This window comes from Ferrovibrio sp. (genome assembly GCF_017994015.1).
GTDB lineage: Bacteria > Pseudomonadota > Alphaproteobacteria > Ferrovibrionales > Ferrovibrionaceae > Ferrovibrio.
This window is the reverse complement of record NZ_JAGOLP010000013.1, coordinates 51,426-71,298: the sequence shown is the minus strand read 5'-3', so window position 1 is coordinate 71,298 and position 19,873 is coordinate 51,426. Positions and strand designations below refer to the sequence as shown.

The 19,873-nt window shown below is 61.0% G+C and carries 18 protein-coding genes; 12 read left to right on the top strand and 6 right to left on the bottom strand.

Features of this window, described 5'->3' with window-relative positions; translation table 11 throughout:
• The first annotated feature begins 78 nt into the window (after positions 1–78).
• Positions 79–1,638, top strand: a complete 1,560-nt coding sequence (locus tag KBB36_RS09330) for a UxaA family hydrolase (protein WP_290979218.1) — start codon at positions 79–81, stop codon at positions 1,636–1,638.
• A 3-nt stretch (positions 1,639–1,641) separates the two neighbouring features.
• On the opposite strand, the gene KBB36_RS09325 is transcribed toward KBB36_RS09330, so the two are convergent.
• Positions 1,642–3,285, bottom strand: a complete 1,644-nt coding sequence (locus KBB36_RS09325) for a methyl-accepting chemotaxis protein (protein ID WP_290979215.1) — start codon at positions 3,283–3,285, stop codon at positions 1,642–1,644.
• Between the two features lie 410 nt (positions 3,286–3,695).
• Between KBB36_RS09325 and KBB36_RS09320 the strand changes: the two genes are divergently transcribed.
• From KBB36_RS09320 to KBB36_RS09305, 4 genes are all read left to right on the top strand, one after another.
• A complete protein-coding gene (locus KBB36_RS09320; RefSeq protein WP_290979212.1) occupies positions 3,696–4,868 on the top strand; it encodes a phosphoserine transaminase in 1,173 nt (390 codons plus the stop codon).
• Positions 4,869–4,946: 78 nt separating this feature from the next.
• The gene (gene serA, locus KBB36_RS09315; protein WP_290979209.1) at positions 4,947–6,521 is read left to right on the top strand and encodes a phosphoglycerate dehydrogenase; all 1,575 of its coding nucleotides are present in this window, start codon (positions 4,947–4,949) and stop codon (positions 6,519–6,521) included.
• A gap of 111 nt (positions 6,522–6,632) precedes the next feature.
• Positions 6,633–7,826 carry a CoA transferase gene (locus tag KBB36_RS09310; protein WP_290979206.1) on the top strand — a complete coding sequence of 398 codons (1,194 nt, stop codon included), beginning with the start codon at positions 6,633–6,635 and terminating at the stop codon, positions 7,824–7,826.
• 41 nt (positions 7,827–7,867) lie between these two features.
• Positions 7,868–8,131: a hypothetical protein gene (locus tag KBB36_RS09305; protein WP_290979203.1), complete on the top strand. Its 264-nt coding sequence runs from the start codon at positions 7,868–7,870 to the stop codon at positions 8,129–8,131.
• Positions 8,132–8,172: 41 nt separating this feature from the next.
• Here KBB36_RS09305 and KBB36_RS09300 read toward each other — a convergent pair whose 3' ends face one another.
• Complete coding sequence (locus KBB36_RS09300) at positions 8,173–8,832, bottom strand: YggS family pyridoxal phosphate-dependent enzyme (RefSeq protein WP_290979200.1); 660 nt, start codon at positions 8,830–8,832, stop codon at positions 8,173–8,175.
• Between the two features lie 86 nt (positions 8,833–8,918).
• Between KBB36_RS09300 and KBB36_RS09295 the strand changes: the two genes are divergently transcribed.
• The gene (locus KBB36_RS09295) at positions 8,919–9,443 is read left to right on the top strand and encodes a thiamine phosphate synthase (protein WP_290979197.1); all 525 of its coding nucleotides are present in this window, start codon (positions 8,919–8,921) and stop codon (positions 9,441–9,443) included.
• A gap of 84 nt (positions 9,444–9,527) precedes the next feature.
• Here the strand turns inward: KBB36_RS09295 and KBB36_RS09290 are convergent, their stop codons facing one another.
• A complete protein-coding gene (locus KBB36_RS09290; protein ID WP_290979193.1) occupies positions 9,528–10,301 on the bottom strand; it encodes a TorF family putative porin in 774 nt (257 codons plus the stop codon).
• 426 nt (positions 10,302–10,727) lie between these two features.
• Here KBB36_RS09290 and KBB36_RS09285 point away from each other — a divergent pair, with 426 nt between their 5' ends.
• On the top strand, positions 10,728–12,377 hold the full coding sequence (locus KBB36_RS09285) for a 3-(methylthio)propionyl-CoA ligase (protein WP_290979190.1): 1,650 nt from the start codon (positions 10,728–10,730) through the stop codon (positions 12,375–12,377).
• A gap of 51 nt (positions 12,378–12,428) precedes the next feature.
• Here KBB36_RS09285 and KBB36_RS09280 read toward each other — a convergent pair whose 3' ends face one another.
• From KBB36_RS09280 to KBB36_RS09270, 3 genes are all read right to left on the bottom strand, one after another.
• Positions 12,429–12,704, bottom strand: a complete 276-nt coding sequence (locus tag KBB36_RS09280) for a GNAT family N-acetyltransferase (protein WP_290979281.1) — start codon at positions 12,702–12,704, stop codon at positions 12,429–12,431.
• A 25-nt stretch (positions 12,705–12,729) separates the two neighbouring features.
• Positions 12,730–13,281 carry a PAS domain-containing protein gene (locus tag KBB36_RS09275; RefSeq protein WP_290979188.1) on the bottom strand — a complete coding sequence of 184 codons (552 nt, stop codon included), beginning with the start codon at positions 13,279–13,281 and terminating at the stop codon, positions 12,730–12,732.
• 75 nt (positions 13,282–13,356) lie between these two features.
• Positions 13,357–14,265, bottom strand: a complete 909-nt coding sequence (locus KBB36_RS09270) for an MBL fold metallo-hydrolase (protein WP_290979185.1) — start codon at positions 14,263–14,265, stop codon at positions 13,357–13,359.
• Positions 14,266–14,465: 200 nt separating this feature from the next.
• Here KBB36_RS09270 and KBB36_RS09265 point away from each other — a divergent pair, with 200 nt between their 5' ends.
• From KBB36_RS09265 to KBB36_RS09245, 5 genes are all read left to right on the top strand, one after another.
• Entirely contained in the window at positions 14,466–15,305 is an 840-nt protein-coding gene (locus KBB36_RS09265; RefSeq protein ID WP_290979182.1) for a branched-chain amino acid ABC transporter permease, read from the top strand.
• 3 nt (positions 15,306–15,308) lie between these two features.
• On the top strand, positions 15,309–16,385 hold the full coding sequence (locus tag KBB36_RS09260; RefSeq protein ID WP_290979179.1) for a branched-chain amino acid ABC transporter permease: 1,077 nt from the start codon (positions 15,309–15,311) through the stop codon (positions 16,383–16,385).
• Positions 16,382–17,140, top strand: a complete 759-nt coding sequence (locus KBB36_RS09255) for an ABC transporter ATP-binding protein (protein ID WP_290979176.1) — start codon at positions 16,382–16,384, stop codon at positions 17,138–17,140. Before KBB36_RS09260 ends, KBB36_RS09255 begins: the two co-directional genes overlap by 4 nt.
• A 2-nt stretch (positions 17,141–17,142) precedes the next feature.
• Positions 17,143–17,919 (top strand): ABC transporter ATP-binding protein, encoded by a 777-nt coding sequence (locus tag KBB36_RS09250; protein WP_290979173.1) that lies wholly within the window; start codon positions 17,143–17,145, stop codon positions 17,917–17,919.
• A gap of 61 nt (positions 17,920–17,980) precedes the next feature.
• Positions 17,981–19,834: an AMP-binding protein gene (locus tag KBB36_RS09245; protein ID WP_290979170.1), complete on the top strand. Its 1,854-nt coding sequence runs from the start codon at positions 17,981–17,983 to the stop codon at positions 19,832–19,834.
• Positions 19,835–19,873: the final 39 nt, after the last annotated feature.

Sequence of the window (19,873 nt, the reverse complement as noted above, 5' to 3'; positions counted from 1 at the left end):
TAGCCAGAACCGATTTTCCAGGGTAGGTTCACGGCCGATGTTACCGGTAACATTTTCCCCACCAGCGAGATTGCCCCGATGATCGACCTGCATGCCAAGCGCCTGATCGGCCCTGTCATCCGCCTGCACCCAGACGACAATGTGGTTGTGGCCCGCATTGATGTGGTGCCCGGCCTGCCGGTGGAGGGCGATAACCGCCATGCCGGCTTTGTCATCCGTGACAAGGTGCTGGCCGGCTACAAGATTGCCGCACGCGATCTGAAGCAGGGCGAGCCGATCCTGAAATACAATGTCACCGTGGGCTTTGCCGCCGCCGACCTGCCGGCCGGCACCATGCTGCACAGCCACAATACCGATTTTCGTGAATTCGACCGCGATTATGCCCATGGCCGTAATTACAAGCCGGTGCAGATGCTGCCGGAAGCCGAACGCGCCACCTTCCAGGGTATCCTGCGGCCCGATGGCCGTGTCGGCACGCGCAACTATGTTGGCATTGTCTCCACGGTGAATTGCTCGGCCACCGTGGTGCATGCCATCGCGCGGCATTTCACCGAGGAACGCCTGGCGGAATATCCCAATGTGGATGGCGTGGTGGCGTTTAGCCACGCGCTCGGCTGCGGCATGGAAATGACAGGCGAGGCGATGGCCTTGCTGCGCCGCACCTTGGGCGGCTATGTGCGCCATGCCAATCTGGCGGCGGTGCTGGTGATTGGCCTGGGCTGCGAGCGCAATCAGCTTGGCGGCATGATGGCCGAACAGGGCCTCAAGGCCAGCGACAATCTGGTCACCTTTGTGATGCAGGAAACCGGCGGCACGCGCAAAACCATCGAAGCCGGCATCGAAGCCGTGAAGAAGATTCTGCCCAGCGCCAATAATGTGGTGCGCAGCACGGTGCCGGCCAGCCATATCACCGTGGGCCTGCAATGCGGCGGCTCGGATGGTTTCTCGTCGATCACCGCCAATCCGGCTTTGGGCGCGGCGATGGATATCCTGGTGCGCCATGGCGGCACCGCCATCCTTTCCGAAACCCCGGAAATCTATGGCGTGGAACATACCCTGACCCAGCGCGCAGTGAGCACCGAGGTGGGCGAGAAACTGGTGGAGCGTATCCGCTGGTGGAAGGATGTGTATGCCGTTGGCCGCGACGTGCAGATCAACGGCGTGGTCAGCCCCGGCAATCAGGCCGGCGGCCTGGCCAATATCTTCGAGAAGTCGCTCGGTTCATCCATGAAGGGCGGCACCGGGCCGCTGATGGAAGTGTACAAATATGCCGAGCCGGTACAAGCCAAGGGTTTGGTGTTCATGGACACGCCGGGCTACGACCCGTGCTCGGCCACCGGTCAGATTGCCGGCGGCGCCAATATCATCGCCTTCACCACCGGGCGCGGCTCAGCCTTCGGTGCCAAGCCGGCGCCATCCTTGAAGCTCGCCACCAATTCGCCGATGTATCGCCGGCTGGAAGAGGATATGGATATCAATTGCGGCCAGATCCTCGACGGCACCAAATCGATGCAGGAAATGGGGCAGGAGATTTTTGAGCAAATCCTGCGCACCGCTTCAGGCGAAAAGACCAAGAGCGAGCTGCTTGGCGTCGGCGATCATGAATTCGTGCCCTGGCAGATCGGCATCGTGGGCTGACATTCAGCCATCGATCCGGTAGCGCTGCACCAGTTCGGCCAGGTCGCGTGCCTGGGCGGACAGGTTGCGCGAGGCGGAGGATGTCTGTTCCGCCAGGCTGCCATTGCGCTGCGTCATCTCGTCCATGCTGTTGATTGCAATGTTGATCTGCTCCAGCCCAACCGCCTGTTCGGCCGATGCGGTGGCGATCTGTGCGATCAGGTCTGAAACCTGCTTGATGGCACCAACAATATCGGTCAGGGCGGCGCCGGTATCATTCACCAGGGTGGCGCCGGTCTTGACCTGGGCGTTGGAAGATTGAATCAGCGCCTTGATATCCTTCGAAGCGCTGGCCGAGCGCTGCGCCAGGCTGCGCACTTCCTGCGCCACAACGGCAAAGCCTTTGCCAGCTTCGCCGGCACGGGCCGCTTCCACACTGGCATTCAGCGCCAGCAGGTTGGTCTGAAACGCGATCTCGTCAATCAGGCCAACAATATCGCCGATCTTGCGTGAACTTTCCTCAATCTGGCTGACCGCGGCCACGGCTTCGCGCACCACCCCGCCGCCCTTATCGGCATTGTCGCGCGCCAGGCTGGCCAGCCGGTTGGCGGTTTGCGCATTGGCGGCATTCTGCTTCACCGTGGCGGTGGCCTGCTGGCTCGACGCGGCGGTTTCCTCGATGCTGGCGGCCTGGCTTTCAGTGCGATGCGCCAAATCCTCGCTGCCGGCGGAGATTTCAGCCGCAGCCGTGGCAATCGCCGCCGAGGCACCGCGCAACTGGCCGATGATCTCGGCCATGGTGCTGATCAGGTCGTTGACCCCGCTGCACAGGCTGCGGATTTCGCCCTTCTTTGCAGTCATGTCGATGCGATGCGTGAGGTCGCTTGCCTTGGCGGCATTCACCACATCCTGCACTTCCAGCACGGCCTGCTGCATCATCTGGCTGCTTTCAACCTGCGCCGTGATATCGGTGGCGAATTTCACCACCTTGTAGGGCCGCCCGCTGGCGTCCAGGATCGGATTGTAGCTGGCCTGAATCCACACTTCGCGGCCATCCTTGGTGATGCGCTTATACTGGCCGGCATCATATTCGCCGCGCCCCAGCTTGGCCCAGAAGGCGCGATACTCGGCGCTGCTGCGATAGGCCGGCTCAACAAAGACTTCATGATGCCGGTTCTGCACTTCCGCAAGGTCATAACCCATGGTGCGCAGGAAATTATCGTTGGCTTTGAGGATGCGGCCATCCAGGCTGAATTCGATCACCGCTTGGGCCTTGTTGATGGCGGCAAGCTGACCCTGGTAATCAGCATCCCGGGCCTTTTGCGCCGTGATGTCGGTGGCGAATTTCACCACCTTGTAGGGCTGCCCGCTGGCATCCAGGATCGGATTGTAGCTGGCCTGAAGCCAGACTTCGCGGCCATCCTTGGTGAGGCGCTTGTACTGGCCGGCATCATATTCGCCGCGTCCCAGCTTGGCCCAGAAGGCACGGTATTCGGCGCTGCTGCGATAGGCCGGCTCAACAAAGATTTCGTGAGGCCGGTTCTGCACTTCCTCCAGGCCATAGCCCATAGTGTGCAGGAAATTCTCATTAGCCGTCAGAACGCGGCCATCCAGGCTGAATTCGATCACCGCCTGCACGCGATTGATGGCGTCAATTTGGGCCTGCATGTCGCGGCGACGTGCAGTTGAAGTAAAGATCGCAAACAAGAGGCACCTGCTGAACTAATGAGTATGGCTGCCAAGCTGCCGTTATGATCTGGGCAACGGATCATTCCTGTAAGATAGAGTGAAATAACGCGCGACAAGGTTTATTTTTATAATAAATTCAATTACTTGTAAAAATTTATATGCGAATGTTAATGCTCGCTGCATACGGCTTATCGGGCCGGAAAATACCAATCTTAAATGGTGTATATAGCTTTTATTCTGTCGTAGTGAAATGGGTCGGCCGCGCAGCCGCTGAATATCCCCAGCGAAAAATCCGCTTTTCGCCATTGCGGCATCGCCGGCTTGGGCCTATAAGGGCGGCGGGCCACGCTCCCCCAACGGAGTGCTACTATCTGGAAGGATAGAGACAAATGACGAGTAAGCCGTCCCTGCGTCCTGCTGTGGCGCATTTTTCCTCCGGTCCCTGCGCCAAGCGCCCCGGCTGGAACCCTGAAAATCTCAAAAACGCCCTGGTTGGCCGTTCGCACCGCTCGAAAGAGGGCAAGGCGCGTCTGGTGGAAGCCATCGAACTGCATCGCCAGATCCTCGGCATCCCGGCGGATTACCGCATCGGCATCGTGCCGGCATCGGATACCGGCGCGGTTGAAATGGCCCTGTGGTCGCTGCTTGGGCCACGTGGCATCGATGTGCTCGGCTGGGAGAGCTTCGGCTCCGGCTGGGCTTCCGATATCACCAAGGAACTCAAGCTCACCGATGTGCGCAGCCTGAAGGCCGGCTATGGCGAGATCGTTGATCTGGCCAAGGTCGACTGGAACCGCGACGTGGTGTTCACCTGGAATGGCACCACTTCGGGCGTGCGCGTGCCGAATGGCGACTGGATCAAGGCTGACCGCGAGGGCCTGTCGATCTGCGACGCCACTTCCGCTGTATTCGCCATGGACCTGCCGTGGGACAAGCTGGATGTCACCACTTGGTCGTGGCAGAAGGCGACGGGCGGCGAGGCCGCGCATGGCATGATCGTGCTCAGCCCGCGCGCCGTGCAGCGCCTGGAAACCTACAGCCCGGCCTGGCCGCTGCCGAAGATTTTCCGCATGGCCAAGGATGGCAAGCTGATTGAAGGCATCTTCAAGGGCGAAACCATCAACACGCCGTCGATGCTCTGCGTGGAAGACATCATCGACGCCCTGAAATGGGGCCAGTCGATCGGTGGCCTGGCCGGCATGAAGGCGCGGTCGGAAGCCAATCTGGCGGCTTTGGAAGCCTGGGTGGCGCAGTCCGATTGGGCGGCCTTCCTGTGTGCCGACAAGGCGATCCGCTCCAACACCTCGATCTGCCTCAAGGTGGTTGATCCCTGGTTCACGGCCCTGGCGCCGAAGGATCAGGATGCGGCGGCCAAGCAGATTGCCGCCGTGCTGGAAAAGGAAGGCGTGGCGCTGGATATCGGCGCCTATCGCGATGCCCCGCCGGGCCTGCGCATCTGGGGCGGCGCCACCGTCGAGCCGAGCGACACGGCTGCGCTGGCGCCCTGGCTCGATTGGGCCTTTGCCCAGGTCAAGGCCAGCTTCAAGCCGGCCGCTGCCTGAGCTGAATTTTCGGCGGGCGCCGGACGCGCCCGCCGCTTCATCCTATCCCCCAATTGCTATCCCTGTGAGGAACACCCCATGGTGAAGGTTCTCATTTCCGACGAATTGAGCCCGGCCGCTGTTGAGATTTTCAAGAATCGCGGCGTCGAGGTTGATATCAAGACCGGCCTGAAGCCGGATGAATTGCTGGCCATCATCGGCCAGTATGACGGCCTGGCGATCCGCTCCGCCACCAAGGTCACTGCCAAGGTGCTGGAAGCCGCCACCAATCTGAAAGTGGTGGGCCGTGCCGGCATCGGTGTGGACAACGTGGACATCCCGGCTGCCACGGCGCGCGGCGTCTGCGTCATGAACACCCCGTTCGGCAATTCGATCACCACTGCCGAACATGCCATTGCCATGATGATGGCGCTGGCGCGTGAAATTCCGCTCGCCGACCGCTCCACCCAGGCCGGCAAGTGGGAGAAGAACCGCTTCATGGGCGTTGAGCTGTATGGCAAGACGCTGGGCCTGATCGGCTGCGGCAATATCGGCTCCATCGTGGCCGACCGCGCCCAGGGCCTGAAGATGAAGGTGGTTGGCTTTGATCCGTTCCTGACCCCGGAGCGCGCCCAGAGCCTGGGCATCGAGAAAGTGGAACTGGATGAATTGCTGGCGCGGGCCGATTTCATCACCCTGCACACGCCGCTGACCGAGCAGACCAAGAATATCCTGGATGCCAAGGCGCTGGCCAAGGCCAAGAAGGGCGTGCGCATTGTCAACTGCGCCCGTGGCGGGCTGGTGGATGAAGCCGCGCTCAAGGAAGCGCTGGATAGCGGCCAGGTGGCCGGCGCAGCGTTTGACGTGTTCGTCACCGAACCGGCCAAGGAAAATGCGCTGTTTGGCCATGATCGTTTCATCGCCACGCCGCATCTCGGCGCCTCCACCAATGAGGCGCAGGAGAATGTGGCCTTGCAGGTGGCCGAGCAGATCAGCGACTATCTGCTGACCGGCGCCGTCACCAACGCGCTGAACATGCCCAGCGTGTCGGCCGAGGATGCGCCCAAGCTGCGGCCTTATATGAAGCTGGCGGAACAGCTTGGCAGCTTTGTTGGCCAGCTTGCCGAAGCCAATCTCACCAAGGTGATGATTGAGTATGAAGGCCATGTCGCCGGGCTGAATACCCGGCCGCTGACGGCCATTGTGCTGGAGGGCCTGTTGCGCCGCCAGCTCAGCAGCGTGAATATGGTCAACGCGCCGCTGGTGGCCAAGGAGCGCAATATTGAAGTCTCCGAGGTCAAGCATGACCGCGAGGGCGATTACCAGACCCTGATGCGCGTCACCATCCATGCCGACAAGGTGCGCCATCTCTCCGGCACCCTGTTTGCCAACAAGAATCCGCGCGTGGTGGAGATCAAGGGCATCGATATCGACGCCGAGCTTGGCCCGAACATGCTCTATGTCACCAACGAGGATGCGCCGGGCTTTATCGGCCGGCTTGGCACTGTGCTGGGCGATGCCGGCATCAATATCGCCACTTTCCACCTTGGCCGCGCCGCCAAGGGCCAGGAAGCCATCTGCCTGGTGGAAGTGGACGGCCCGATCCCGGCTGAAGTGGCCGCCAAGGTCAAGGCCATTCCCGGCGTGCGCCAGGCCACCCCGCTGCAATTCTAAACCCTGTTGCAGCCAAGGTTTCGCCGGGGTCCCGTTCCAACGGGGCCCCGGTTTGTTTTTGGCCTGCTGCGCAGTTTCCGCTAGTCTTTCCCAAAACCAGGGAGGGACACCATGCCGGGGCCATTGCATGGATTGCGCATTCTTGATCTCACCAGTGTGGTGCTGGGGCCTTTCGCCACCATGACCTTGGGCGATCTGGGCGCCGATATCGTGAAGATCGAGGCGCCCGAGGGCGACATGCTGCGCGGCATCGGGCCGGGCCGCAATCCCGGCATGGGGCCGATGCATCTGGCCTATAACCGCAACAAACGCTCCATCGTGCTGGACCTCAAGCAGCCCGATGGGCGAGATGCCCTCCTCAAGTTGGTCGAAGGCGCCGATGCGGTGCTGCATAACATGCGGCCGCAGGCCATGGCGGCATTGCGCCTGACCTATGACGACCTGCGCGCGGTGAAACCGGATATCGTCTATTGCGGCGCCTATGGCTATGGTGCCAAAGGCCCCTATGCCAGCCGGCCGGCTTTCGACGATGTGATCCAGAGTGTGTCTGGCCTGTCGCATCTCATGGGGCTGACCGGCGATGGGCCGCGTTATGCCCCCACCGTGCTGGCCGACAAGACCAGCGGCCTCACCCTGGTTTATGCCACGCTGGCCGGGCTGATCCACAAATTACGCACCGGTGAGGGCCAGTTCATCGAAGTGCCGATGTTTGAAACCATGGTGGCTTTCACCATGAGCGAGCATCTCTGGGGCCGCAGTTTTGTGCCGCCTTTGGGCGGCACCGGCTATGACCGCGTGCTGGCGCCGGAGCGCCGGCCGAACCGCACCAGCGATGGCTGGGTGGCGCTGATGCCCTACAGCACCGAGAATTGGGATGATTTTTTCCGCTTCGCCGGCCGCGAGGATCTGGTTGGCGAGCCGCGCTTTGCCACCATCGGCAGCCGCACCGAACATATCCGCGAGCTTTACGCCATCAAGGCGGACGTGTCGCAGCGTCACACAACGCAGGAATGGCTGGATTATTGCGCCGCGCATTCGATCCCGGCGGCGCAGGTGAATACGCTCGATGACCTGTTTGACGACCCGCATCTTAAGGCGGTGGATTTTTTCCACCCGGTCGAGCATCCCAGCGAAGGGCCGATTCTCAATCTGGGCATCCCGGTTCGCTTCACCGCCAGCCCGGGCGACGTGCGGCGCCAGGCGCCTCGGCTGGGCGAGCATAGCCAGGCTTTGCTGCGCGAAGCCGGCCTGAGCGAAGAAGAGATTGCCGGGCTGCTGGCGCGGCGGGTGGCAATCCAGGGCTAGGCGGTGTTTACTGGCGGCGAACCAATCACGGAGAAACCGCCATGATCCGCTTTGCCCGCTACGCCCTTCTGCTCATGCTGCCGCTGGCCCTGGCCGCCTGCGGTCCCGATAGCAGCGAAGAAGTGATCAAGAAGGCGGAGAAGGCCGGCACCAAGACCGAACTGGAAAAGGCCCTCGGCCGGCCGACCGATATTTCCAAGCTCGGCCCGCTGGAACAATGGACCTACAAGACCAAGGACGGCCAGGTCACCTTCACCATCACCGGTGACAAGGTGGCGCTCACCACCGGCGGCACGAAGAAATAAGCTAGGGTGCGGACCCGCTAATAATGGGTCCGCACCCTAGTTCAAGCCGGATAAGTCCGCCCGCCGAAAATGGCGCTGCCGACCCGCACATGGGTGGCGCCGAATTGCACCGCGATGCTGTAATCGCCGCTCATGCCCATGCTGAGCTGCTCCAGGCCGTTACGTTGGGCGATGCGGCGCAGCAGGGCAAAATGCGGCGACGGTTCCTCGTCGGCAGGCGGGATGCACATCAGGCCCACTACCGGCAGGCCAAGCCGCTCGCAGCAATCGTGGATGAATGCGTCGGCCTCCAGCGGCGCCACGCCAGCCTTTTGCGGTTCCTCGCCGGTATTCACCTGGATGAAGCAGGGCAGGCGGCGGCCGGTTTTCTCGAATTCCCGCGCCAGTTCCTCGGCCAGTTTGGGCCGGTCGAGCGTGTGGATCACGTCAAAATGCGCCACTGCCTGCTTCACCTTGTTGGTTTGCAGCGGGCCGATCAGATGCAGCACCAGATCGGGATGGGTTTGCCGCAGGGCTGGGTATTTCTCCATGCCTTCCTGCACGCGGTTTTCGCCAAAATGACGCTGCCCGGCGGCCAGGGCTTCGGCCACGGCGCTGGCCGGAAAGGTCTTGGCCACGGCGATCAGCGTGGTGCTGGCCGGCAACTCGGCGCGAATGGTCTGGATAGCGTCGGCTATACTGGCAGGGCTGGCGGCGGACATGGCATGATCCGGAAATGAAACGACGCCGCACGCTAACAAGACCCAGGCAGCAGCGAAAGCCTTGCCGGCCGCCAGGTCGGCAGCCGATGGCGTTCCTGTTCACCGATGCGCAGCGCCTGGCGGAACCCTTGGCGGCGATGCAGCGACTGCCGGCAGGCAGCGGTGTGGTTTTGCGGCAGTATGGCAGCCCCGGGCGCGAAGCTCTGGCACAGACGATGGTGCATCTGGCGCGGCGGCACGGCCTCTGTCTGCTGCTGGCCGGTGATGGCGCGATGGCCCAGCGCTTGGGGGCGGATGGGCTGCATCTGCCGGAAAACCTTTTGCGCCGCGCACTGTGGCGCCCGGAAACCGCGGCGGCGCATGGCGCTGCCGCCATTGTGGCGGCCTGGCGTGCCGGCGCCGGGGCGGTATTCATTTCACCGGTTTTTGCCACGGCCAGCCATCCCGGCGCTCCGGGCCTTGGAATGCTGCGTTTTGCTGTTTTGCTGCGGCTGGCGCGCCGTTATGGCCTCAAGGTTTATGCCCTGGGTGGTATTGATAGCCGGGCGCAAAGGCGGCTGGCGCCGCTCAAGCCCGATGGTTATGGCGGCATCGGCCGCTATCTCGGCTGATTATACGGCACAAAAAGAAACCGCCGCTCCCAGAGGGAACGGCGGCTTCCGAAACCAGCCCGGTGAGGCTGAAAATCGTTTGACTTAGAAAGTCAGGGTGTAGCCGATCGAGCCGATCACACGACCATCGCAAAGGTCGTCGAGCGTGGCGGCAACGCACTGGCGAGACTTGATGTTGGTGTCGACATACTGGATGCCCACATCCAGCGCGCCGAAGAAGGTGGCGAACAGGCCGATATTCCAATCGGTGTAATCAGGCACACCATAGGTGGCGTTGGCCTGAACCTTCTGGCGGCCGACATTGGCGACCACGCGCGGGCTGAATTCGGTGAACGGAATCGGCACCTTCACGCCACCATAGACATAAGTGGCCTTGCCGCTGTCGCCGAAGAACTGGTTGGTATAGTTGATGCCCACGGTGGGGATCACAAAGCCGAAGTCATAATTGACGGCGGCGGCGACTTCCTGGAAGTCATAATTCAGGGTGCTGGTGGCGCCCGGATAGGCGTAGTAGATGTACTTCACATCCCAGCCGAAGCTGTCGATGGTGCCGCGGAAACCGACGGTGAAGTCGGCTTCAGCCGAAGCGCCGCCATTGGCGACTTCCGGCACAAAATGCACGTTGCTGCCCCACAGGCTGATATAGCCGGTAACCGACGGGGTGATAGCGATGGCGGCTTCCAGGCTGCCCTGAAGCGCCGGGTTGTTATCCGTCTGGCTGATGCCACGGAAGGAATATTCCGACACACCCGTGACATTCGCGGTGAATGTCAGCTTGTCATTCGGCTTTTCCTGCGCCAGGGCCGGACCGGCAAGCAAGGCGGCGGCGAGCACGGCGCCAAGAAACTTCGTCTTCATAAGGAGACCTCCAATAACTTTTCCCGGGCCGAGATAAGCAAATTCCGTTTCACATAACAAATACTTGCGTTGAGTTGTATGGGACTGCGCCGAAACCTGTGGCGCGAAAGTCACGGTCCTGTAAAGAACTAGTCAACATGTATAATTTATGGGCAGAAATGGCCGGGATCAGGTTTATTCGACTGCAAAAAATTAAGTCAAATAGTGCCAAATTGGCCATTATTGTATGCAGCGGGACGTTGCCGGCCATCGGGAAACAACCGGCCGCTTCGACTCGTCTTATGGTTTGCAAGTCTCGCTAGGGTTGGGGCCGCCGCCCTGCGTCAGTCTGCGCCGGGCAAAAAGGCGCGCGATAGTTGCGGTTGGCAGGGCTGAATCATACACTGCGCCACCATTCAATATCAGTCGGTTTCTGGGAGAAAACGCATGCTTGGTTTGATGCAGGATCGTCCTCTGCTGATTTCGTCGCTGATCGAGTTCGCGGCACTGTACCATGGCAAAACCGAGATCGTCAGTCGCAGTGTCGAAGGGCCGGTCCACCGCTACACCTATCGCGACCTGGCCAACCGCTCGAAGCAGCTCGCCAATGCGCTGACCCGGCTCGGCGTCAAGCTCGGCGACCGCATCGGCACGCTGGCCTGGAACACCTATCGCCATTTTGAACTCTATTACGGCGTGTCCGGCATGGGCGCGGTGCTGCACACCGTCAATCCGCGCCTGTTCCCGGAGCAGATCGACTATATCGTCAACCATGCCGAAGACAGCTACCTGTTCTTCGATCTGACCTTCCTGCCGCTGGTGGAAAAGCTTGCCGGCCAGCTCAAGACCGTGAAGGGCTTTGTGCTGCTCACCGACCGGGCGCATATGCCCAAGGAAAGCAGCATCCCGAACCTGATCTGCTACGAGGAACTGATCGGCGCTGAGAGCACGGAATTTGCCTGGCCGGAATTTGACGAACGCACCGCCTCGTCGCTTTGCTACACCTCCGGCACCACCGGCAACCCCAAGGGCGTGCTTTATTCGCACCGTTCCACCGTGCTGCATTCCTATGCCGTGTGCCAGCGCGACGGCCTCAATCTCGGCTCGGGCGACAGCGCCCTGGTGATTGTGCCGCTGTTCCATGCCAATGCCTGGGGCGTGCCCTATGGCGCGGCGATGTGCGGCGCCAAGCTGGTTTTCCCCGGCCCGGCACTGGATGGCAAGAGCGTCTACGAATTGCTGCGCGACGAGAAGTGCAATTTCTCGCTCGGTGTGCCCACCGTGTGGCTCGCCTTCTTCCAGTATGTTGATGCCAATCCGGCGCTGGATACCAAGGCGGATATCAAGCTGGAGCGCTGCGTGATCGGCGGCTCGGCGGCGCCGCGCGCCATGATCGAGCGTTTCGCCAAGCAGTTTGGCTGTTTTGTCATCCATGCCTGGGGCATGACCGAGATGTCGCCGCTCGGCACCACCGGCAACCTGCTGAAGAAACATGCCGACCTGCCGGTCGACAAGCGCGTCGATGTGCAGTCCAAGCAGGGCCGCACGGTGTATGGTGTTGATATCAAGATCACCGATGACGAAGGCCGCGAATTGCCGCGCGATGGCGTTGCCTTCGGCAATGTGAAGGTGCGTGGCCCGTGGATCACGGCGGGCTATTTCAAGAGCGAAGGCGGCAGTGTGCTGGATGCTGACGGCTATTTCACCACCGGCGACGTGGCGACGCTGGATGGCGATGGCTATATGCAGATCACCGACCGCGCCAAGGATGTGATCAAATCCGGCGGCGAGTGGATTTCCTCCATCGATCTTGAGAATGCCGCCGTGGGCCATCCGGCAGTGCAGGAAGCGGCGGTGATCGGCGTGTTCCATGCCAAGTGGCAGGAACGCCCGTTGCTGCTGGTGATCAAGAAGCCCGGCCAGGAGGTGAGCAAGGATGAATTGCTCAGCTTCCTGGAGAGCAAGATTGCCAAATGGTGGATGCCGGATGATGTGGTGTTCGTCACTGAATTGCCGCACACCGCCACCGGCAAGCTGCTCAAGACCAAGCTGCGCGAGCAGTTCAAGGATCACAAGCTGCCCACCCCGGGCGCGTGATCTGCAATAAAACCACGACACAGCGGCCGGGCCATAAGCCCGGCCGTTTTTTTATGGATGCCGCTTCATCCAGGCCACGGCATAGGAGCAGAGCGGCACCAGCTTGGTGCCCTGCTGGGCGGCCAGCGCCACTAGGCCTTGCATGAAACGGTCGGCGGCGCCGGTGCCGCGCAAGCTGGGGGGCGCTTCCACATGCAGGATCAGCGTGGTGTCATCCTGGCGGCGATACCGCGCGAACACGGTCTGGCCGGCCACATCCATCTCATACTGGCTGCGGGCGGTGTTGTCGGTCACGCTGCCTGACGGTGCCGCTTCCGGGGTATTCATCGTCACCAACTCCATCTCATTGCGCTCAGCGGTTCGGGCCATCCTTGTCCAGATCGCTGAAGCAGAACACCATATCCACATTTTCGCCGTCACTGGACAGCGGCATCAAAAGCGAACTGCTGGCGCGCCACGGCATCTGGCGCATCGAACTGCCATCGGGGCGGGCGCCGATGATCGGATTGTAGGTATAAACCAGGGTGCGCTTTTCCACGACGATGCGGTAATTCAGCATCACATCATTGCCGGGAATGCCGAGATGCGCGCCCATGTAATTGCCCTGCACCGGCTGCCCGGTGGGATCGCGGCCGCGCAAGGCGGCCTGGGCGGTGCCAACCAGGCGATAGCGCAGCCAGGGTTCCTCGGCCAGCACTTCGGTAAGCAGAATGCCCGAGAGCAGGTCGCGCGGCATGTCGAGCGGATCAATATCCTGGCGCGCCGGCATCAGCCGGTCGCCGCGCAGGGCATTCCAGTATTCCCACATGCGGCGGATTTTCGGCGAGCAATGATCCAGGAACGCCAAACCCACGATCCGGGGATAGGACGATCTGCCGATCTCGTCATCCAATATGCTGCTCACCCACTCCCTCGCTGCTTGCAGCCAGCCGAAACCCGACAGCCGCCATAGCAGGATGACGGCAACTGAACCATCTGGCTAGGCCTTCCGGTAGAGCGCGCCCTCATGTGGTGCCGGATCGGCCCGCACGCGGCCATCCGCCACCATATGGATCAGATGCGCCAGTACCGAACGCCCAGCAGCGCCATGCAGATAGCGCGGCACTTCGGCATACATGTTTTCAACCATGGCCGGGATGCTTTGCGGCCCGGCGGCCAGGCAGGCCAGGATTTGCGCCTCGCGCGCCTCACGATGCCGGATCAGCCGCTGCACGAATTCCTGTGGCGCGATACCCGTGTTGCTGGCGTTGATCGCTGCGCCATGGGTTGGGTAATACACCCGCTCGCTGCGCGGTAGCAGCTTGGTCAGGCTGGCATAATAATCCGTCATGTTGCCATCGGGCGGCGAGATCACCGTGGTGGACCAGCCCATCACGTGGTCGCCCGAAAACAGCGCGGCTTCTTCCTCCAGCGCAAAGCACAGGTGGTTGGAGATATGGCCCGGCGTGTGCAGCGCGGTCATAGTCCAGCCCGCGCCGCCGACACTTTCTCCATCCGAAAGCAGGAAATCCGGACGAAAATCATGGTCGCCGCCTTCTTCCACCGCCAGGCCGCCACGCGGCACCGGATGCGGCCCAAAGGCATAGGTCGGGGCGCCCGTGCGTTGTTGCAACAATGCGGCTCCCGGCGAATGGTCGCGATGGGTATGGGTAATCAGGATATGGCTGACGGTTTCGCCAGCCAAGCCGGCCAGCAAAGCCTCAATATGCGCTGGATCGTCCGGCCCGGGATCAATCACCGCCACCCGGCCGCGCCCGATAATATAGGTGCCAGTGCCATGGAAGGTGAAGGCCGAAGGGTTTTTTGCCACCACCCGGCGCACCAGCGGGCTGATCTCGGCAACATGGCCATAGGCGAAATCCAGGTCCTTCACGAAGGGAATACTCATGCCCGGCGGCTCCCGAAAATTGACGTAACGTCAAGTGATTAGGCTTCATGTGAGCGGGAAACGGATTGACCCGCAACACGCGCTTACATAATGTTCGTTCCCTGACGGCCAAACTATAAGCACAGAATCGTCAGGCGCGAAAAGCGCCGACAGGGGAGGAGGCTAAGCTGTCTGAGATCGTACAGTTGCTTTTGAACGGCATGGCTTCTGGCTGTATCTATGGCCTCGTCGCGCTCGGTTTTGTGCTGATCTACAAAGCCACCGAGATGGTGAACTTCGCCCAAGGCGACCTGATGATGCTCGGTGCCTTCATCGCCTTCACGGTGATTGAGAGCCTGGGCTACAATTACTGGATCGCCTTTGTCACCGCCGTGCTGTTCATGGCCGTGTTCGGCTATATCCTGGATGCCACCATCCTACGCCAGGTGCTGGGCCAGCCGCAATTCGCCGTGGTGATGCTCACCATCGGCCTCGGCTTTGTGTTCCGCGCCGCCGCCTCGATGATCTGGGGCACCGAGACACGCGCCTTCGAGACGCCGTTTACCGGCGGCGTCACCCGGGTGGGTGAATTGGTGATCGCCAATGTCAATCTCTCGATCATCGCCGGCACCGCCATCCTCTGCGCCGCGCTTTATGGTTTCTTCCGCTACACCCGGATCGGTGTGGCGATGCAGGCCGCTTCGCAGAACCAGCTTGCCGCCTATTACATGGGCATCCCGGTGAAGATGATCTTCTCGCTGATCTGGGCGATTTCTGCCGGCGTTGCCGCCGTGGCCGGTTTGCTGCTGGCGCCGGTGGCGCTGATTGATATCACCATGGGCCTGCTCGGGCTCAAGGCCTTTGCCGCTGCGGTGCTGGGCGGCTTCGGCTCGATCCCGGGCGCGGTGGTGGGTGGCCTGCTGATCGGCGTGATTGAGCAATTCTCCGGAGTTTATCTGGAGGAAGGGTTGAAGGACGTGGCGGCCTACATCGTCATTCTGCTGGTGCTGTTCCTGCGACCGCAGGGGCTGCTCGGCAATATCGGTCGCAAGCGGGTGTAAGCCATGCGTTTTTTCTTCAAGACCGACTATAACCAGGATATCAACCTGACGCGCGACAAGGTCGACCGCTTCTGGTACGGGCTGCTGCTGCTTGTACTGGCGCTGGCGCCTTTTGTGCTGGAGGATTTCTGGCTCGGCGAAATCTCCTACGTCTTCATCCTGTCCATCGTCGGCATCGGCCTGATGCTGCTCACCGGTTATACCGGGCAGGTCTCGCTCGGCCATGCTGCCTTCCTTGGTATCGGCGGCTACACCCATGCCGTGTTGCTCTCGCATGGCGCACCGTTCATCGTCGCCATCGTTGCCGCCACCCTGCTTTCGGCGCTGATCGGCATGATCATCGGCTCGCGCGTGTTGCGGCTCACCGGCATCTATCTCTCGATTGCCACGCTGGCCTTCGCCTTCATCATCGAGCATGTGCTGATCAAGTGGGAAAGTGTCACCGGCGGCTTCAAGGGCTTCCCGGTGGATCGCCCGGAATATTTCGGCATCACCATCACCGATGATGTGCCGTTCTATTACCTCACCTTCTTCTGCCTGGTGCTGGCGGTGCTGGCGGCGCTGAACATCCTGCGTTCACCCACCGGCCGCGCCTTCATCGCCATCCGCGACAGCGAGATTGCAGCGCAGTCGATGGGTGTCAATCTGGCGCGCTACAAGACCATGGCCTTTGCCGTCTCGGCCGGCTTCACCGGTTTCGGCGGCGCGCTGTTTGCCCACAAGATCGGCTATCTGGCGCCGGATGCCTTCAACATCCTGCTCTCGATCCAGTTGCTGCTGATGGTGGTGGTGGGCGGCCTGGGTTCGATCCATGGCGCCATCTACGGCGCGGCTTTTGTCGGCTCGCTGCCGCAGCTTATCGCGATTGGGCGTGATTATCTGCCGCAGGCGATTTCGCGCCAGCCCGGCCTGGAACCCGGCCTGTTCGGCCTGATCCTGGTTTTCTTCATCCTGTTTGAGCCCTACGGCATCTATGGCCGCTGGCTCAAGGTGAAGCTCTATTTCTCGCTCTTCCCGATGTACAAGAAGGCCACTTTCAAGAAGCAGAAAACCTACACCAAGTCGGAGCGCAACCGGTGACCTTCTTCAAAGCCGAGAATATCGCCATCAACTTCGGTGGCATCAAGGCGGTCGACGGGGTGGATTTTGAGATCGCGCCCGGCACCGTGTTCACCATCATCGGCCCCAATGGTGCCGGCAAGACCACGGTGTTCAACCTGATCAGCCGCATCTATAATCCCACCGAGGGCCGCCTGATCTTCCAGGATCAGGACATCACCAAGCTGCCGCCGCATGACATTGCCGGCCTTGGCATCGCCCGCACTTTCCAGAATATCGAGCTGTTTGAACATGCCACCGTGTTGCAGAACCTGCTGCTCGGGCGCCATGCGCATCGCGGCTCAAACCTGCTCACCGAATTGCTGTTCCTGCCCAGTGTGCGTCGCATGGAAGTGGAACATCGCAAGAAGGCCGAGGATGTGATCGACTTCCTCGACCTGCAACAATATCGCGACACACTGATCGTGAACCTGCCCTATGGCGCGCGCAAAGTGGTGGAACTGGCCCGTGCGCTCTGCACCGAGCCGAAACTGCTGTTGCTCGACGAGCCATCCTCCGGCCTCAATACCGAGGAGACCGAGGACATGGCCTGGTGGATTCAGGATATCAAGAACGACCTCGGCATCACCGTGCTGATGGTGGAACACGATATGAGCCTGGTGAACGAGGTTTCCGACCGTGTGCTGGCGCTGAATTACGGCCGCGTGCTGGCCACCGGCACGGCGCGGGAAGTGCAAAGCCACCCTGAAGTGGTCAAGGCGTATCTGGGGGGCTGAGCATGGCGCAGGAACCGATCCTCAAACTGCTCAATATCGAGACCTATTATGGTCCGATCATGGCGATCCGCGGCGTCAGCCTGGAAGTGCCGGAAGGTGCCATCGTCACCGTGCTGGGCGCCAATGGCGCCGGCAAGACCACGATCCTGAAAACCATCTGCGGTGTGATGGACCCGCAGAAGGGCAGCGTGATTTTCGAAGGCCGTGAAATCCAGAAGATGGACCCCGACAAGGTGATGCGGCTTGGCATCGGCCATGTGCCGGAGGGGCGCGAGACTTTCCCCTTCCTCACCGTGCGCGAGAATCTGATGATGGGTGCCTATACGCGGCGCGACCGCGACGGCATCGCCAAGGATATCGACCTGGTATTCGATTATTTCCCGCGCCTTAAGGAGCGCGAGGCGCAGCCGGTCGGTTCGATGTCGGGTGGTGAGCAGCAGATGCTGGCCATCGGCCGGGCGCTGATGGGGCGGCCCAAGCTTTTGCTGCTGGACGAGCCGTCGCTCGGCCTGTCGCCCAAGCTGGTGAAGGATATCTTCGAGATCGTGGTGCGTATCAACAAGGAGCAGGGTACCACCATTCTGCTGGTGGAGCAGAATGCCAATGTGGCGCTGCACACCGCGCATTTCGGCTATGTGCTGGAAGTGGGCCGCATCGTGATGGAAGATACCTGCGAGCGCCTGCTCGAGAAGGACGACATCAAGGAATTCTATCTCGGCCAGAAGGAAGAAGGCGTGCGTGGCAAACGCCGCTGGAAGAAGCGCAAGACATGGCGCTAGGTATTTGGGCGCTAGGCATGCGGGCGACAGGCAAATGGGCGGCAGGCCCGGGGAGGGCGTCATGACGGCAATGAACGTGGCGGTCGACAAGGAAATTCTTGAAATCATCGAGCGCGATACGATTCCGCGCTATTTCTGGCGCCGCTGCGCCGAGCGCGGCAGCGCCATCGCCATGCGCGAAAAGGAATTCGGCATCTGGAATGCCATCACCTGGGCGCAATATGGCGAGAATGCCAAATATACCGGCCTGGGTCTGGCGGCCTGCGGCGTGCGGCGCGGCGATGTGGTGTCGATCATTTCCGAAGGCAATCCGCAATGGCTCTATGCCGATATGGGCATTCAGGGCATCGGCGGCGTCACCAACGGCATCTACACCACCGATTCCGCCAAGCAGGTGGATTACATTCTCAACGACAGCCGCACCGTGGTTTACATCGCGGAGAATGACGAACAGCTCGACAAGGTGCTGGAGGTGCGCGACCGCGTACCGTCTTTGAAGAAGATCGTGGTGATCGACATGGAAGGCCTGAAGGACTTCCGCGATCCGATGGTGATCAGCTTCGATGAATTGCTGGCCCAGGGCCGTGCCTTCGAGCAGCAGCATCCGGGCTATTGGGAAGCCGAGCTGGAAAAGGGCAAGCCGGGCGATCTGGCGATCCTGATCTACACCTCCGGCACCACCGGCGCGCCCAAGGGCGCCATGATCAGCCATGCCAATCTGCTGTTCCAGCTTGAGAACAGCTACCGGCTGATGGAGCAGTATCCCGACGACGAACAGCTTTCCTTCCTGCCCTTGTGCCATATCGCCGAACGCGGCTTCACCGTGCTCTGGCCGCTGAAATCCGGCTCCACGGTGAATTTTGCCGAAAGCCCGGACACCGTGCCGCAGAATTTGCAGGAAGTGCAGCCGACGCTGTTCTTCGCCGTGCCGCGCTTGTGGGAGAAGTTTTTCTCCGCCATCGCCATCCGCATGAAGGATGCCACCGGCTTCGGCAAATGGGCCTACAAAAATGCGCTGGGCATCGGCTACATGATGGCCGAGGCCAAGCTGGAAGGGCGCGAGCCGTCGCCGTTGCTCAAGGCCGCCTTCTGGCTGGCCGATCATCTGGTGCTGAAGAATATCAAGCGCATCATCGGCATCCATCGTTGTCGCTGGCTCGCCACGGGTGCTGCGCCGATCTCGCCCGATCTGATCAAATGGTATCTCGCCATTGGCATGGATATGCGCGAGGTTTACGGCCAGACCGAGAATGTTGGCCTTGCCACCGCACCGCAGGATGGCCGGCTCAAACTCGGCACGGTGGGCAAGGCCGTGCCGAATACCGAAGTGGCGCTCAGCCCGGAGGGTGAGATCATCCTGCGCGGCCCGCATGTTTTCCTCGGCTATCTCAACAACCCGAGCAAAACGGCCGAAACGGTAAAGGATGGCTGGCTTTACACCGGCGATGTTGGACTGATCGATAATGAAGGCTGGGTCAAGATCACCGACCGGATGAAGGACATCATCATCACCGCCGGCGGCAAGAATATCACGCCGTCGGAAATCGAGAATCAGCTCAAATTCAGCCCCTATATCTCCGATGCCGTGGTGATCGGCGAGCGCCGTAAATTCCTGTCCTGCCTGATCATGATCGATCATGACAATGTGGTGAAATACGCCCAGGACCTGAATGTGCCTTTCACCAATTTCGCCTCGCTCTGCCGCACCAAGGAAGTGCAGGATCTGATCTGGCAGGAAATCGAGAAGGTGAACAAGAATTTCGCTCGCGTGGAGACGATCAAAAAATTCCGGCTGATTGAGCAGCAGCTCACCGCCGAGGATGACGAATTGACGCCGACGATGAAGTTGAAGCGCAAATTCGTGAACGAGAAGTACAAGGACATGATTGAGGAAATGTATCGCGGCGGCGAATAACGCCGTCGTTTTGGGTGAGAAACGTCAATAGCCAAACCA